General features: G+C 68.3%; 16 protein-coding genes. 3 read left to right on the forward strand and 13 right to left on the reverse strand.

The genetic code is table 11. The annotated features are described in order from the left end of the window. Window positions 1-89: 89 nt before the first annotated feature. The 5 genes from NN4_RS19675 to NN4_RS19695 all read right to left on the reverse strand — a co-directional run bounded on the left by NN4_RS19675 (window position 90) and on the right by NN4_RS19695 (window position 5112). Complete coding sequence (locus NN4_RS19675; RefSeq protein ID WP_147133249.1) at window positions 90-593, reverse strand: flavin reductase family protein; 504 nt, start codon at window positions 591-593, stop codon at window positions 90-92. Then, the gene (locus tag NN4_RS19680) at window positions 586-1101 is read right to left on the reverse strand and encodes an NADPH-dependent FMN reductase (protein ID WP_186818518.1); all 516 of its coding nucleotides are present in this window, start codon (window positions 1099-1101) and stop codon (window positions 586-588) included. Before NN4_RS19680 ends, NN4_RS19675 begins: the two co-directional genes overlap by 8 nt. A gap of 45 nt (window positions 1102-1146) precedes the next feature. Next, entirely contained in the window at window positions 1147-2493 is a 1347-nt protein-coding gene (locus tag NN4_RS19685; protein WP_147133252.1) for an acyl-CoA dehydrogenase family protein, read from the reverse strand. Continuing rightward, complete coding sequence (gene sfnG / locus NN4_RS19690) at window positions 2493-3608, reverse strand: dimethylsulfone monooxygenase SfnG (RefSeq protein WP_147133255.1); 1116 nt, start codon at window positions 3606-3608, stop codon at window positions 2493-2495. The genes NN4_RS19685 and sfnG overlap by 1 nt, the downstream gene beginning before the upstream one ends. 118 nt (window positions 3609-3726) lie before the next feature. Next, window positions 3727-5112 carry a styrene monooxygenase/indole monooxygenase family protein gene (locus tag NN4_RS19695; protein ID WP_147133258.1) on the reverse strand — a complete coding sequence of 462 codons (1386 nt, stop codon included), beginning with the start codon at window positions 5110-5112 and terminating at the stop codon, window positions 3727-3729. Window positions 5113-5209: 97 nt separating this feature from the next. Here NN4_RS19695 and msrC point away from each other — a divergent pair, with 97 nt between their 5' ends. Further along, window positions 5210-5698 carry a free L-methionine (R)-S-oxide reductase MsrC gene (gene msrC, locus NN4_RS19700; RefSeq protein WP_147133261.1) on the forward strand — a complete coding sequence of 163 codons (489 nt, stop codon included), beginning with the start codon at window positions 5210-5212 and terminating at the stop codon, window positions 5696-5698. A gap of 44 nt (window positions 5699-5742) precedes the next feature. On the opposite strand, the gene NN4_RS19705 is transcribed toward msrC, so the two are convergent. Then, entirely contained in the window at window positions 5743-7179 is a 1437-nt protein-coding gene (locus NN4_RS19705) for an LLM class flavin-dependent oxidoreductase (RefSeq protein WP_147133264.1), read from the reverse strand. Beyond that, window positions 7176-8396 carry an acyl-CoA dehydrogenase family protein gene (locus NN4_RS19710; protein WP_147133267.1) on the reverse strand — a complete coding sequence of 407 codons (1221 nt, stop codon included), beginning with the start codon at window positions 8394-8396 and terminating at the stop codon, window positions 7176-7178. Before NN4_RS19710 ends, NN4_RS19705 begins: the two co-directional genes overlap by 4 nt. A 105-nt stretch (window positions 8397-8501) precedes the next feature. Here NN4_RS19710 and NN4_RS19715 point away from each other — a divergent pair, with 105 nt between their 5' ends. Further along, window positions 8502-8804 carry a DUF1905 domain-containing protein gene (locus NN4_RS19715; RefSeq protein ID WP_246180966.1) on the forward strand — a complete coding sequence of 101 codons (303 nt, stop codon included), beginning with the start codon at window positions 8502-8504 and terminating at the stop codon, window positions 8802-8804. A 6-nt stretch (window positions 8805-8810) separates the two neighbouring features. Here NN4_RS19715 and NN4_RS19720 read toward each other — a convergent pair whose 3' ends face one another. From NN4_RS19720 to NN4_RS19730, 3 genes are all read right to left on the reverse strand, one after another. Then, on the reverse strand, window positions 8811-9146 hold the full coding sequence (locus NN4_RS19720) for a hypothetical protein (protein ID WP_135233909.1): 336 nt from the start codon (window positions 9144-9146) through the stop codon (window positions 8811-8813). A gap of 125 nt (window positions 9147-9271) precedes the next feature. Continuing rightward, window positions 9272-9568: a hypothetical protein gene (locus tag NN4_RS19725; protein ID WP_147133269.1), complete on the reverse strand. Its 297-nt coding sequence runs from the start codon at window positions 9566-9568 to the stop codon at window positions 9272-9274. Beyond that, on the reverse strand, window positions 9555-9779 hold the full coding sequence (locus tag NN4_RS19730; protein ID WP_135233911.1) for a hypothetical protein: 225 nt from the start codon (window positions 9777-9779) through the stop codon (window positions 9555-9557). Before NN4_RS19730 ends, NN4_RS19725 begins: the two co-directional genes overlap by 14 nt. A gap of 130 nt (window positions 9780-9909) precedes the next feature. Between NN4_RS19730 and NN4_RS19735 the strand changes: the two genes are divergently transcribed. Next, window positions 9910-10695: an alpha/beta fold hydrolase gene (locus NN4_RS19735; protein ID WP_147133272.1), complete on the forward strand. Its 786-nt coding sequence runs from the start codon at window positions 9910-9912 to the stop codon at window positions 10693-10695. 7 nt (window positions 10696-10702) lie between these two features. Here NN4_RS19735 and NN4_RS19740 read toward each other — a convergent pair whose 3' ends face one another. From NN4_RS19740 to NN4_RS19750, 3 genes are read right to left on the reverse strand one after another with little or no spacing between them, the layout of a single operon-like run. Further along, window positions 10703-11368, reverse strand: coding sequence for a TetR/AcrR family transcriptional regulator (locus NN4_RS19740; protein ID WP_147133274.1), 666 nt, complete (start codon window positions 11366-11368; stop codon window positions 10703-10705). Then, window positions 11353-12159 carry a crotonase/enoyl-CoA hydratase family protein gene (locus NN4_RS19745; protein WP_186818519.1) on the reverse strand — a complete coding sequence of 269 codons (807 nt, stop codon included), beginning with the start codon at window positions 12157-12159 and terminating at the stop codon, window positions 11353-11355. The genes NN4_RS19740 and NN4_RS19745 overlap by 16 nt, the downstream gene beginning before the upstream one ends. Next, entirely contained in the window at window positions 12156-13685 is a 1530-nt protein-coding gene (locus NN4_RS19750) for a thiolase C-terminal domain-containing protein (RefSeq protein WP_147133278.1), read from the reverse strand. Before NN4_RS19750 ends, NN4_RS19745 begins: the two co-directional genes overlap by 4 nt. Window positions 13686-13794: the final 109 nt, after the last annotated feature.

Below are 13794 nucleotides of genomic sequence, written 5' to 3' on the forward strand. Positions count from 1 at the left end.
TGATCGACCCTTCCGAATAGATGCATCTCATTTTCCCATACGCACCCGGCACCGGCGTGACCAGGGCTGATCGACGCACCGACGGCACCCTAGCTGGCCTCGGCGCGCAACCGACGGAATCTGCTGCCGTGGAAGACGAGCGGGTCGATGTCGGAGCGGGTGGCGATGCGGTGGATCCGCAGGATGACGACCGCGTGGTCACCCGCGGGCACCTGAGCTTCCGGCACGCCCTCGATCCACGCGGACGCACCGTCGATGAAGATCGCCTCACCGGTGCCGCGATGCAGTTCGGTACCGCGGAATCGGTCGCCGTTGCGGGCGCCGAGCGAACGGGCCGCGTCCTGCTGATCGGTGCCGAGCAGGCTCAACCCGAGATGGCCCGCAGCCGCCAGTTTCGGCCAGGTCGACGAGGAATTCTGCACACAGAACGACACCAGCGGCGGGTCGAGCGAGACCGGAACGAACGTGCTCACCGCGAGACCGTGTGGGGTGCCGTCGATTTCGGCGCACACCGCGACCACGCCGCTGGGGAAGTTGGCGAAGGCGCGGCGCAATCCACCTCCGTCGGCGGGAAATTCGAAGAGCTCATGCATGATCGGGCACCTCCGCGGCGACGGCCAGCGCCCGGGCGACCGGCCGCCATCGCTCGCTGTAGGCCTCGATCACGCCGTCCTCGAGGAAGGTCCGGTCCGACAGGTACAGCCCGGGCAGCGCGGCGGTGGCGCCGAGTTCGACGAGCACGGGCTTGAGCAGCAGATCCGGTGCCAGCGCGTGGGCGGGACCGGCTCCGAGCATCACCGGAACGGCCAGGACACCCGCCAGCCCGGTGCCGCCGTCGAACTGCTCGAGGAACAGTTTCAACAGGCCGGTGTAGGTGGCTTTGAACGTCGGGCTCGCGAAGACGACCAGCTCCGAATCGGCGACCGTACGGACCGCCGCCGCGACGCCCGGATCACCCCAGCCGAGCAGGGCCGCGCCGAAATCGACCAGGTCGACCACCGCGGGCTCCGAGTCGGGACGCAGCCCCTTCGCGACCAGCGTGGCGGCCGTCAGAGTGCGCGAGGCTGGCTTCGGATTGCCGACTACGACCGTCACTGTCACTTTCGTATCCTTTTCGATCACGTGCTGGTTCGACCGGCTAGCCGGTCAGATCACGCCGTGCAACGGTGGCGCGGTACCGTGCAGCAGCGCACGGCCGAGGTGCTGGTACTTCCAGCGGATCGGATCGTGCAGGGTGTGCGTGCGCGCGTTGCGCCAGAAGTGGTGCAGATTGAGATCGGTAGCGGCACTTCGGGTTCCCCCCACTTCGAACAGCGCGCTCGACACCTCGTTGGCCGCGCGATCGGCCAGCACCTTCGCTGCGGCAACCGCCAGCGAGGCGCGAGCGGCGCCCTCCTCTTGCTCGATATCTACCACTGTGCCACTCGATCCGACGCCGTCAATCCCCCCATCGGGTGGTAGTGCACGGCGCTGCGCGGTGGCCGCGTCGACAGCCTTGCCCGCAGCGGCGAGGGTTGCCTCGGCGGCGGTCACCACGACCGAAAGCTCACCGAAACGCTGGATCAGCAGCGGATCGTCGACGGCGTGGGCGACACCGGCCTCGAACCAGGGACGACTCGTGGTCCGCACGAATTCCGTTGCGGCCGTCAGCGCGCCACGAGCGATTCCCGCATCGATGGCGGCGTGCAGTAGTTGCGCGAACGCACCGTAGCCGGTGGGTGCCTGCACGGCGGCGGAGCGGCGGATGAGCTGGTCCCGCTCGACCAGCACCTCCTCGAACGACACCGTTCCGCTGCCGGTGGTGCGCTGGCCGATACCGTTCCAGTCGTCGATGATTCGCACGCCCGGCGTATCGGCCGGTAGGTAGGCGATGTACTCTCCCGGCTCCAGGCCGCTGCGCCCCTCGGGATCGTCGAGTTTGGTGAGCACCGCGAGCAGATTCGCGAAAAGCGAACCCGTGCAATAGAACTTGCGACCGTCGACCCGGAATCCGCTGCCCGCGGGCCGCAGCGTGGTGCTGATGTCGGCAATGGTGGCGCCGCCGCGCTCGGACTGCGCGTTGGCGATCCGTGCACCGTCGAGCACCTGCGCGAAGTAGCGCTGCCGCTGTGCCGCGGCACCGGCCAGCCGCACCAGATTCACGTAGACGAAGTGACTGTGCGGGATCTGCGCGATGTTCGGATCGGCGGTCGCGAGAATCCGCACCACCTCCGCCACAGCGCTCGGCGGCAGGTCCGCGCCGCCGTACTCGGCGGGCACAGTGACGGCGAGCAGCCCGCTGGCCGCGAGCCGCTGCACCTCCGGATGCGGCAGTATCCGGCCGCGGTCGCGCGCGGCGGCCCCGGAGGCGAAGTCCGCCGCGAGGTGTTCGGCGACCGAAAAGGCCTGCGCGGCCGACGTTATGCGATCGGCCGCGAGAGCGACGCCCCCGATGTCCGCAGTGGCAGGTGACCACGCGGCAGTCCGGGAGCGCCGCCCATCGGAGACAGTCATCAGCCCACCGCCGCGACCGGACGCCGCGCGGCCTCCAGTTCGCGAACCAGCGGAAGGACTTTCGCGCCGAAGTACTCGACCTCCTCCTGGAAGTGCAGGAAGCCACCCAGGATCAGGTCGACACCGAGCTCGCGGTAGGCGACGATCCGCTCGGCTACCTGCTCCGGCGTGCCGATCAGCTTCGTGCGGAAGCCGTCGTTGTACTGCACGAGGTCCTCGAAGGAGGAGTCGGCCCACATGCCCTTGCCGTCCTTGGTGGACGCGCCCGCCTGCTGCACCGCGTCCCGGAAGCCTTGCACCGCAGGCTCGTTCGCCTTCTCGATGATCTCGCGCAGCGTGTCCTGCGCCTCCTTCTCGGTGTCGCGGGCGATGATGAAGCCGTTGAGGCCGAACTTCACTTCCCGGTTGTTGGCCCGCGCGATGCCACGCAGGTCGTCGAGCTGCTCGGTGACGCCGTCGAAGTCCTTGCCGTTGGAGAAGTACCAGTCGGCGTAGCGGCCACCGTTGCGGCGAGCCGCGGTCGAGTTACCGCCCTGGAACAGTTCGGGATTCGGCCGCTCGGGGGTGTTGAGCGGCTTCGGCTTCAGCGTGAAGTCGCGGATCCGGTAGAAGTCGCCGCCGTAGTTCACGTTGTCCTCGGTCCAGATCTTGCGGATCACCTCGAGGAATTCGGCGCTGCGCCGGTACCTTTCGTCGTGCTCGAGCCAGGGCTCGCCGAGTGCGGTGAATTCACCGGCGAACCAACCGGATACGACATTGATGGCGAAGCGGCCGTTGGAGAGATGGTCGGCGGTGGCACCGAACTTCGCGAGTACCGCCGGATGCCAGAGGCCGGGGTGGATGGCCGCGATGACCTTCAGCCGCTCGGTCGCGCCGAGCAGCGCCAGGCTGAACGAGGTCGACTCGTGCTGGAACTCCGCGCCGTAGGAGGCGGTGTAGCGCACCTGCGACAGCGCGTAGTCGAAACCGTTGTTCTCGGCGGTCTGGGCCAGCTTCTTGTTGTATTCGAAGTCCCAGCCGGTGCGCTGTTCGATGTCGCTGGTGACCAGTCCCCCGCTGACATTGGGCACCCAGTAGGCGAATTTGATCTGTTCGGCGATCTGCTCCGTGGTCATAGCTGCTCCAGGGGGTCGGGGGGTAGCCGTCGAGCTCCTCCCACTCCAGCATCGCGACCCGACCGGCACGAGGGTTTGAATCTGTGCGATCGGATCGCGGTGCTGGGTGCGTGGGGTCTCAGGCGTTGGTGAGGGCGTCGGCGAAGGTGGACCTGGCGAACTTGCCTGCCGGTGCGAAGCGCCCGAGCAGGGCCGTCGCGTCCTCGCCGGTGACGCGGGTGATGAACGCGTTGGCCGCGTCGAGCGAGTCGATCTCGAGGAACGGCTGCGGGTGATGCAGCAGGCCGACGAGCGCGGTGGCGAACTTCGGGTGGACGGCGGCCGCCGCGAACAGCTGGTTGCCGATCTCGGCGAGCTCCGGATCACTCAGGAACAGTCGGGTGACCTTGTTGGCGGCATCGCCGCGCACGGCGAGGAACGTCGCGTACTGCTCGGCGATCCAGGCTTCGTCGAACGGGCCGTCGTGCACCGCGGCGGCCGCGACCAGCCGCTGCGCCTGGATGAGCCCGCTCTGCGCACCCTGGCCCGCGACCGGGTCGTACGCGGCCGAGGTGTCACCGAGCGAGGCCACCACGTGGCCGCCCGCGGTGTGCCCGACGCCGGCCCGGACCACCGGCCGCACCGCCCCTTTCAGCCAGGAATGCGGGTCCTCGGCGATCACCTGGGTGGCCAGCACCTCGGGCAGATCCCAATCGATGAAGTCCCGGTAGATATCCTGCACGATCCGGTGCGCGGTTTCGGCGGAATCCGCTGCGGCGAAACGGGTTTCCCATTCGCTGCCCGGCCTGGCCCAGCCGAGGAACGCCCAGCTCGGGCCCGCGTCCTTGTGCAGGTAAGGGCCCCACCAGGCTTCGCCCTGATCGGCCAGGATGGAGAAGCCGCTGTGCGCGCCGCCCGCCGGGCTTCGGTGCGCGAAAACATCCTTGCCGTAGCCGATTCCGGTCACGGTGACGGTCAGTAGCGAACGCTGCGGTGCGTCGTAAGGGGTTCGGGTCTGGTCGATCGGGAACAGGTCGGACAGTCCGCCGCGGCCGGTGGCGACGAGGGTGAGGGCGTTGGCCGCGGCGATCGTGTCGAGGGTTTCCGGGGTCACCTGCTCGACGACGAAACGGCCGCCGCGTTCCTGGAAGGCGGTCAGTCGCTCGTCGGCCTTCAACCGGGTGTCGACGGCGATGCCGACATAACCGTCGAAATTGCCGTCGAATTGGATCAGTTCGGCGCCGCCCGGTCCGGCGAGGCGGACACTGAGCCCGGTGTGCCGCGGCGCCCGGCCGGTGTAGGTGTCCAGCCCGAGGGCGGATTCGGACTGCTGGGCCACCCCGAATTGGAGCGCGGTGCCGGTGGCGGGGACGTCGTCGCGCAGGCTGCGCTGATCGCGGTCGCTGTAGAGGGTGACGTCGAATCCGGCGTCGAGCAAGCCCAGTGCCGCAGTGACGCCGGTTTGGCCGGCACCGATTACCGCGGCCGAACGGGTGGAACGGGGAACGGAATTCTGCGTTGTCATGTTCGGATCATCCGGGTGCGCCGTGCCCCTCGTGAGTGTTGCGATCAGCGAGAATCAATGAGCAGACAGGAGTTTTGCCTGGCGTACCATTCGGGCCATGTCGTTCACCGTTGCCGACCTGACCGGAGACCGCACCGAGCAGTACCGCCAGCTCGCCGCGCAGGCCGAAGCGCTGGTGGCGGGCGAGCACGACCGTGTCGCCAACGCCGCCAATCTCGCGTCGCTGGTATTCCACACACTGCCTGAACTGAATTGGGTCGGGTTCTATTTCTACGACGGAAATGAACTCGTCGTCGGACCGTTCCAGGGCAAACCCGCGTGCGTGCGCATCCCTATCGGGAAAGGCGTCTGCGGTACCGCGGCACAGTCCAGGGAAACGCAACTCGTGCCGGATGTACACGTGTTCCCTGGGCATATCGCCTGCGATGCCGAGACGCGGTCGGAAGTCGTTATTCCCCTGGTGCACAACGGCGAACTCATCGGGGTGTTCGACCTCGACAGTCCGGAGCCGGAGCGGTTCGATGACATCGACCAGCACGGACTGGAATCCATTGCGCAGGCGTTTATCGATTCCCTCTCGTCGTAGTTGTCCGCCCGGCGAACACCTTTGTGCTCGCCGGGCGCGAACGTTTACGAACTCGGCGCGGCGACAGCCACCCCTGGGCGTGCGACTTCGTCGGTTAGCACGGTGGAGCCCGGTGCGCCCACCCGGTAACGGGCCCCGCGATGCTCGTCCGGCAGCCGGTCGCCCGCTTCGAACAACGCGTTGCGCAGGGTGCCCGGGATGTACTCGGTGGTGTACGCGCCGCGTTCGGTGAGCACCGGAACAACATGGCGGACAACGTCTTCGAAGGACCCCGGTGTGATGGCGTAGGCCAGATTGAAGCCGTCGAGATCGGTGTCCTCGACCCACTCCTGGAGGCGGTCCGCGACCGTGGCACCGGAACCGACGAACACCGGCCCCATACCGCCGATGCCCGCCCACCGTCCGATATCGCGCACCGTCCACTCGCGACCGTCGTCGTCGAACTCCTGGAAGGCGGCGACGGCGGACTGGATGGCGTTGCTCTGCACCTGGCCGATGGGATCGTCGAGGTCATAACCGGACAGATCGATGCCCATCCAGCCGGACATGAAGACGAGGCCACCCTCGATGCTGGCGTAGGACAGGTATTCCTCGTGCTTGCGCTGTGCCGCCTCGTCGGTGGCGTCGGTGATGATCGTCGCCAGCGCGTAGATCCGGGCCGAGTACGGATCACGGCCCGCCTCTCGCAGCGCCGCGCGGATTCGGGAAACAGTCTGTGCGAGCAGTCGTTTCGACGGTGCGGCGATGAAGATGGCCTCGGCGTTCTCCGCGGCGAACCGCACGCCGCGCGTCGAGGCACCCGCCTGATAGATCACCGGCGTGCGCTGCGGTGACGGCTCCGAGAGGTGGATGCCCGGCACGGTGAAGTGCTTGCCCTGATGGCCGATGTGGTGCACCTTCGCCGGATCGACGTAGACGCCCTGCGCGGCGTCGCGAACCACCGCGTCGTCCTCCCACGATCCTTCCCACAGCTTGTACAGCACCTCCAGGTATTCGTCGGCCTGGTTGTAGCGCTCGTCGTGGTCGAGTTGATCGGCGGCGCCGAAATTCCTTGCCGCCGAGGGCAAGTAGCCGGTGACCACGTTCCAGCCGATGCGTCCGTTGGTCAGGTGGTCGAGGGTGGACAGTCGGCGGGCGAAGGGGAAGGGATGCTCGAAGCCGGTGCCGGTGGTGATGCCGAACCCGAGGTGCTCGGTGACCGCGGCCATGGCGGAGACCAGTAGCAGTGGGTCGGCGACCGGGATCTGCGCGCCCTGCCGCAGCGCCGCGATGTCGTTGCCGCCGTACACGTCGTACGTGCCGAGGACATCGGCGATGAAGATGCCGTCGAAGCGGCCCCGCTCCAGGAGCTGCGCCAGGTCGGTCCAGTAGCTCAGTTCCTTGTATCGGTGCGACTGGTCGTCCGGATGCCGCCACAGGCCGGGTGATTGGTGGGCTACGCAGTTCATGTCGAAGGCGTTGAAGCGAATTCGGCGGGTCACTGCGCCGCTCCCGTCGCGGGCTTGTGTTCGCCCGCGCTCCAGGCGAACGGCAGGTCGGTGCCGTTCAGCAGGTAATCGCCTACTGCCCTCGCCTTTTGGATCGCCGGATTGTGCACCGAGATGGTGCGCGCGTTGCGCCAGTGCCGGTCCAGCCGCTGCCGCTCCGAGACCACCGAGGCACCGCCGACTTCGAAGAGCAAGGTGGTGGCGGGCAATACCAGATCGATCACCGCGAGCTGGGCCTGCGCGGCGGCGAGTTCGGCTGCCACCAAAGACTTCTCGTCCTGCGCGCCACTGGCGAGCACCTCGTCGAGGACGTCGGCTACGGCGAGCACACTTGCCTTGGCGGCGAACGCGGCGGCCGACAGGCGTCCGATCACCTGCTGCACCAGGGGATCCTGGCGCGGAATGCCCGCAGCGGAGTGCGAGTAGCTGCGGGTGCGGCCCGCCACCCACTCCCTGGCATCCAGCTCGGCGCGCTGTGCGATACCGGCGAGCACCGCGAGCTGGACCAGCTGTAGATAGGAGGTCGCGTAGGTCGGGCCGGGAGCGCCGTAGCCGGGGCCGAGGATGCGGTCCTCGGCCACCACGACATCGGTGAACTCCGTGGTGCCGCTGGCGGTAAGCCGCTGCCCGAAGCCATCCCAGTCGTCGTGCTGCCGCACGCCGTCGGCGTTGGCGTCGACAAGCACACCCACCCGCTCACCGTCGCGATCCGCTGCGACCAGGATGTAGTCCGCGTACAGGGAGCCGGTGCTGTAGTACTTCACGCCGTTGAGCAACCAACGGTCGCCGTCCCTGGTCAACCGGGTGCGGTAGCGGTCGACCGCGCCGACCCCCGGCTCGGTGATGGCATTGCCGACCAGCGTGCTCGTCGCCGTCCGCAGCCACTGCTCGCGGCCGGGTCCCGGCTCGGCGAGCAGATGATCCTCGACGAAGGAGAAGTGCACGCGCAGCGCCTGCGGCAGGTTCGATTCGGCCGCGGCCAGCTCGATCAGCAGCCGGAACAGCTGCCGCACGCTGACGCCGTACCCGCCGAACTCCACCGGCACTCGCAGCGCCCCGAACTTCGCCTCGCGCAGCCAGCCGACCTCCTCGAACGGCAGCCGACGATCGATCTCCCGCGCCACCGCGCCCTGCGCTATGCGCTCGAAGATCGGTCCGAAGACCGCATCCAGTTCGGAATCTGTGGCGGATTTGGCCTCGATGGATGTCATCACCCCACGATGGCGCAGCAAGGAGGCGGGCTCACGGGTTGCACGCACCACGATCCGAAATGGCGGACCGCGGTAGTTGTCGGTGCGGCTCGCTACAGTCGCGACGTGGCTGGATCGCAATACTCGTTCATGGCAGAGGTGTGGGAACACGCAGGCCAGGGGTCCTGGCATTTCGTTTCGCTGCCCGCGGAGATCGCCGACGAGATCGAGGAGCGGTACGCCCATCGGGCAGGCGGGTTCGGCTCGGTCCGCGTGCACGTCACCATCGGCGCCAGCCGCTGGTCGACCTCGCTGTTCCCGGACAAGTCACGCGCCACCTACATACTGCCGGTGAAGAAGGCGGTCCGTAGCGCCGAGGATCTCGACGCCGGCTCGCGGGCGCAGATCGAATTGGTCGTCGCGATCTGAGGTGGTTCAGCGCGGCGCGGACATGCACTCGGAGGCGATCCGGGTCCGCGCGGTGCGGGCCTTCTCGGCGTCCTCCTTGTTCATGCCCAGAGTTTCCTGATCGGCGGCCTTCGTGTCGTACTCGTCGCTGATCAGGACGCGCAGGCCGTCCTGCGAGATGCCCTGTTCGACAAAGAGTTTCGCGGCGCAGTCGGCGAGCTGCTGGCTCTTGAGGCCCTTGGCCTGCAGGGACTTGGCGAGGTCCGCCTGCGTCACCGTCGGCGCTGCCGCCGCCTTGTCGTTGCCGCATGCCGCGAGCACCGGCAGCGCGATGAGCGCTGCGGCGATCAGGGAGATCCGCACCTGAATCCCAATCTGTCGAAATGGCCACCGTCGTGGAATGGACGCCGCGGGGACGTCGGCCACGATGCTACCGATCGGGTCAGAACCCTACGTGCACAACGCGTTGCGGGACCATGTCCAAGCCCTCAGAGATCCATCGCGGCCCGCAGCGCGGTATCCAGGCGTTCCAGCGTCTCCGACTCCATCTCGTCGACGCGCTCGGCGAGCCAGCCGCGGAAGATGCGGCCGATGTTCCCGGCGTGCACCCAGCCATACTGCTGCACCGGCACCGCGAGGATGTCCCGGGGATCGTCCTGGACCACCTCGGCGGCGATCAGCCACGGCCTCGGCGACTCGTTGATGCCGTCACTGCTGATGAGCACGACAGTGCGACGACGCGGCGAACCATGCGGGTTGTAGATCCACAGTTCACCCCGCCGCACGCATCGCCTCCTCGGCGGCGGCCATTTCGGCCGCGTCCGCGGCGGCCTGAGCCGTCACATCCGGTGCCGGACCGCACCCGGTGCGCACGGCCTCACGCCGCGCGGCCTTGGAAATCCACGCCGAGGGCGACATGCCCGCGCGGGCCGCGGCCTGCTCGGCGAAGGACCAGGCGGCCTCGTCCAGCGAAAGGGTGACCTTACGCGTTGCCATACCAATTATCGTACCGACTTTTCGCGCCGCTGCCAGCGGAAATTGTCCGGTTCCAGGCAGTGGACCGACAACTGATGGCTGGTGACTGCTGTTACTGTGGGCGCCTGAATACGCGGAGAGGCGGAACAGCATGACGATGTTGAATCATCATCGGACCGGCTCGGGTGAGCCACTGGTTCTGGTGCACGGCATCGGCAGCCGGTGGCAGGTGTGGGAGCCGATCATCGGCACGCTCGCCGAGTCGTTCGACGTGATCGCCGTCGATCTGCCCGGGTTCGCCGGGTCGGCGCCGCTCGCCACCACCACCGTGGACACTCTCACCGACGCACTCGCCGAATTCCTTGCCGCACAGGGCATCGAGCGGCCACACCTGGCAGGCAATTCGATGGGCGGGTTGATCACGCTGAACCTCGGCGCTCGCGGGCTCGCCAGCTCCGTCACCGCGTTTTCACCGATTGCGTTCTGGGACAAGGCCGGTCGCGTCTGGTGCCAGCAGTCGCTGGGCAAGTCGCGCATGCTCGCGGGCCGGCTGAAGCCCGCCCTGCCCACGATCCTCGGCACCGCCGCAGGGCGCACCGCATTCCTCAGTTTGGTCTTCGGCAAGCCATGGGCCGTCGACGCGCAAGTGGCCGTTGATACCGCGAACGGGGCAGCCGACGCATCTGGTTTCGAACCAGCGCTCGCTTCGTTCACCGACGCGAAGCTGCTCGAAACCGGCTGTCTCGCAGAGATTCCCGTTACCGTCGCCTGGGGCAATCGCGATATTCTGCTGACCTACCGTACCCAGAGCCGCCGCGCCCGCGCGCTGCTGCCGGAGGCCGAGCACGTCACGTTGCACGGCAGTGGGCACACGCCGTTCTATGACGATCCCACCGCGTGCGCGCGAGCGGTGCTCGACACCATCGCCAGGAAGTAACCGCCACTCATCGCTCCCGGCGCGGTTCGGTCAGCGTGTCCGGATGCGCCTTGCCGAGCAGGATGCGTACCGCATTCCGCCAGCGCTGCTGGATGATTCGGTTCCGATCTACCTCGCCGGTCAGCAGCACACGTAGTGCGAGGCCGGTCATGATCTCGATGGTGAACTCGGTGATCGTCGGCACCCGAGGGTCGTCCGGGAACTCCGCGCGGAAGACATCGCGAATGCTGGTGTGCATCAACTCGAACAGCCGATGTTCCAGGGGCAGAAAAGCGGCGAGCAGTTCGGGGTCGGTGCGCGCACCCACCCACATTTCCAGCGCGGCCCAGAACGATGGCCCGCTGAGCATCCGCATGGTCAGCTCGACGGCCGTCTCCAACCGATCGGCCGTCGCCGGAATATCCTCGAATTCCTTTGTCAGCTGGTCGAATCGACGGGCGGCGAGATGCTCGACGGCACCGGCGAGCAGATCGGCCTTGGTCGGAAAATGATGCTGCAGTGTGCCGCGCGGCACGCCGGCCCGCTTCTGCACCTCCAGCGTGGTGGTACCCGCGTAACCGACCTCGATCAGGCTCTCCACCGCCGCGTCCAGGAGCCGCGTGCGCATGCGCGCGCGGCGCTGCGCCTGCGTCTCCCGGACGCGTTCTCCCGAGGTGGTCAGCGGCCCTGCCATTGCGGTTCGCGCTTCTGCGCGAAGGCGAGCGCGCCCTCGGCGGCGTCCTTGGAAAACAGTGCGGGCAAGGCGATCTCGCCCTGCTTGGCGAACGCCTCGGCCACCGGCCAGTCCGGCGACTCGTCGATGATCCGCTTGCTCGCGGCGACGGCGAGCGGTGCGGCGGTGGCGATTTCGGCGGCCAGCTCCAGTGCGACGGCCAGTGCGGCGCCGGGCTCGGCGATCCGATTGACCAGACCCAGCTGATAGAGCCGCTCGGCGCCGATCCGCCCGCCGGTGAGCGCCAGCTCGGCGGCCATGCTGCGCGGCAGTCGCTGGGTCAGGCGCAGCACGCCACCACCCGCGGCGACCAAGCCGCGCTTGACTTCCGGGATGCCGAACTGTGCGTTACTGGCGGCGACGATGAGGTCGCCGGAGAGCGCCAACTCGAAACCGCCTGCCAGCGCGAAGCCCTCGACGGCCGAGATCATCGGCTTGATCGGAGGTTTCGCGGCGATGCCCAGCGGGCCACGCCGCTGCGTCATCGGCATCTCACCCTTCGACGCGGCGACGAGATCCATTCCCGCGCTGAAGGTGCCACCCGCGCCGGTGAGCACGAGCACCCGGGCCGCGTCGTCGGCCTCGAACTCGTCGACGGCGTTCTCGATGGCCTGCGCGGTCGCCAGGTTGATCGCGTTGCGGGCCGCGGGGCGGTTGACGGTCAGCACGGTGATGGCGTCGCGCCGTTCGACCAGGATCAGGTCGGATCCGCCCGCGTCCCGTGTCGAGTCGCCCTGCGATGCTGCGGTCATTTGACGGTCCTCTCGATGAGCGTCAGCTTGTCTGCTGCGGTGATGTCGGCGGCAACGCCGAGCGGGTCGCCTTCGTCGAACGCGGCGACGGTCTCGGCGTCGGATGCCCGGATCAGTATGCGGGCGCCGGTCGGTGTCACAGCGCTGACCACGACCGCCTCGGGCTCGTCGGCGTGGTCCGGCGCGGGGCCTTTGCGGTAGGCGACGGTGTACGACTCGACCGTGGCAGGTCCGGCATAGCCGGGCGCGGCCTCCCGCCGGGCGGCAGGAACCTGCGCCTCGATCGAACGGAACAGCCGCGCAGGCGGTTGGGCCGAGTACACGCCGACACCGTGCTTGGTGATGTACCAGCCGAGGGCGGTCGCCAGACCGTACGCACTCGGGTCCTCGCGCAACAGGCCGACCAGAGTCGCGATCGAATGGGTGGCGTAATTGTTGCCGGGCCCGCCCCCGAAGGTGAGCCCGCCGGTCACCGAGAGCGGCCGCGCCGGATCGTCGATCGGCAGGCCGAGTGCCTCGGCCGCGACCTGGACTGCGACCGGGAAGCACGAGTACAGGTCGATATGCGCGACGTCATCGATGCCGATGCCCGCGGCACCCAGGGCGGCCTGTCCGGCGGCCGCGATGGCGGGTGAGGCGGCCAGGTCCGCGCGTTCGGAGACGAACCATTCGTCGGTGGCGGTGGCGCCGCCGTGCGGGAACACCCACCGGTCTCGCGGCACTCCGGCCGCGGTCGCGGCGGCCGCGCTGCACACGATCAGCCCCGCACCTTGATTCACGGAAAGGTTCGCGATGAGCAGCTTCGGATACGGCGTAGACACCATGCGATTCGCGGGCGTCGGCGTCACCAGATCGGCGGCCGCCTGCGGCGTGGGCTGCCAGGCATAGGGATTGCCCGCCGCGACCTCGGACAGGCGCGACCACAGACCGCCGATCCGCGCGCGATGCTCGTCCTCGCTCAGGCCGAGCCGACCGCGCAGCGCGGTTTCCATCAGGGCGTAGAAGTACACCGGTCCCCACAGCCCGGCCGCGGTCTCCATATCGGAGTTGGGCGCGCGGTCCGAGCCGATGAGTTCGGTCGGCTGCACGTCGTCGGACTGCTCCGGCCAATCCAGCGTGGCACCCGTTCGGGTGGCGGTATTCCAGGCGGCCACCGCCTCGGCTCCGGTGATCAGCGCGATGTCGGACTGCCCGTCGGCGATCGCTTGGGCGACCGTGTTGAGCAGTCGCTGCGGTGCGTCGCCGCCGAAACGCACCGACTGCACCGTCCGCTTCGGCGATGCCCCGAGTTCCGTGGCGACCAGTGCGCCCAGATCCGCGTACGGCCTGCTGACCGGGGCCGCCGCCGCGATCAGATCGGCGGATCGGAGTAGCCGGTCGCCGGTGCCGCTGTCGGCGCCCGCGCGGCGCAGCGACTCGGCGGCGAGCTCGACCGGACCCGGCAGTCCCGGCTCGCCGCTCCGGTGCACGACCTGTCCGGCACCGACCAGCACCGGCGTCCGGGGATCCATTCCCGCTGGCAGCATTGTTCCTCCGATGATCTTGCGGGGCGTCGAGCGTGCCACGGCAGGGCCCGGTCGGCGCGGATACCGTCAGCATTGACGGTAACTTGCGTTCGATTAGAGCAGAGTCCGC

Origin of the sequence: Nocardia ninae NBRC 108245 (assembly GCF_007990755.1) — a bacterium.
GTDB classification, from domain to species: Bacteria; Actinomycetota; Actinomycetes; order Mycobacteriales; family Mycobacteriaceae; genus Nocardia; species Nocardia ninae.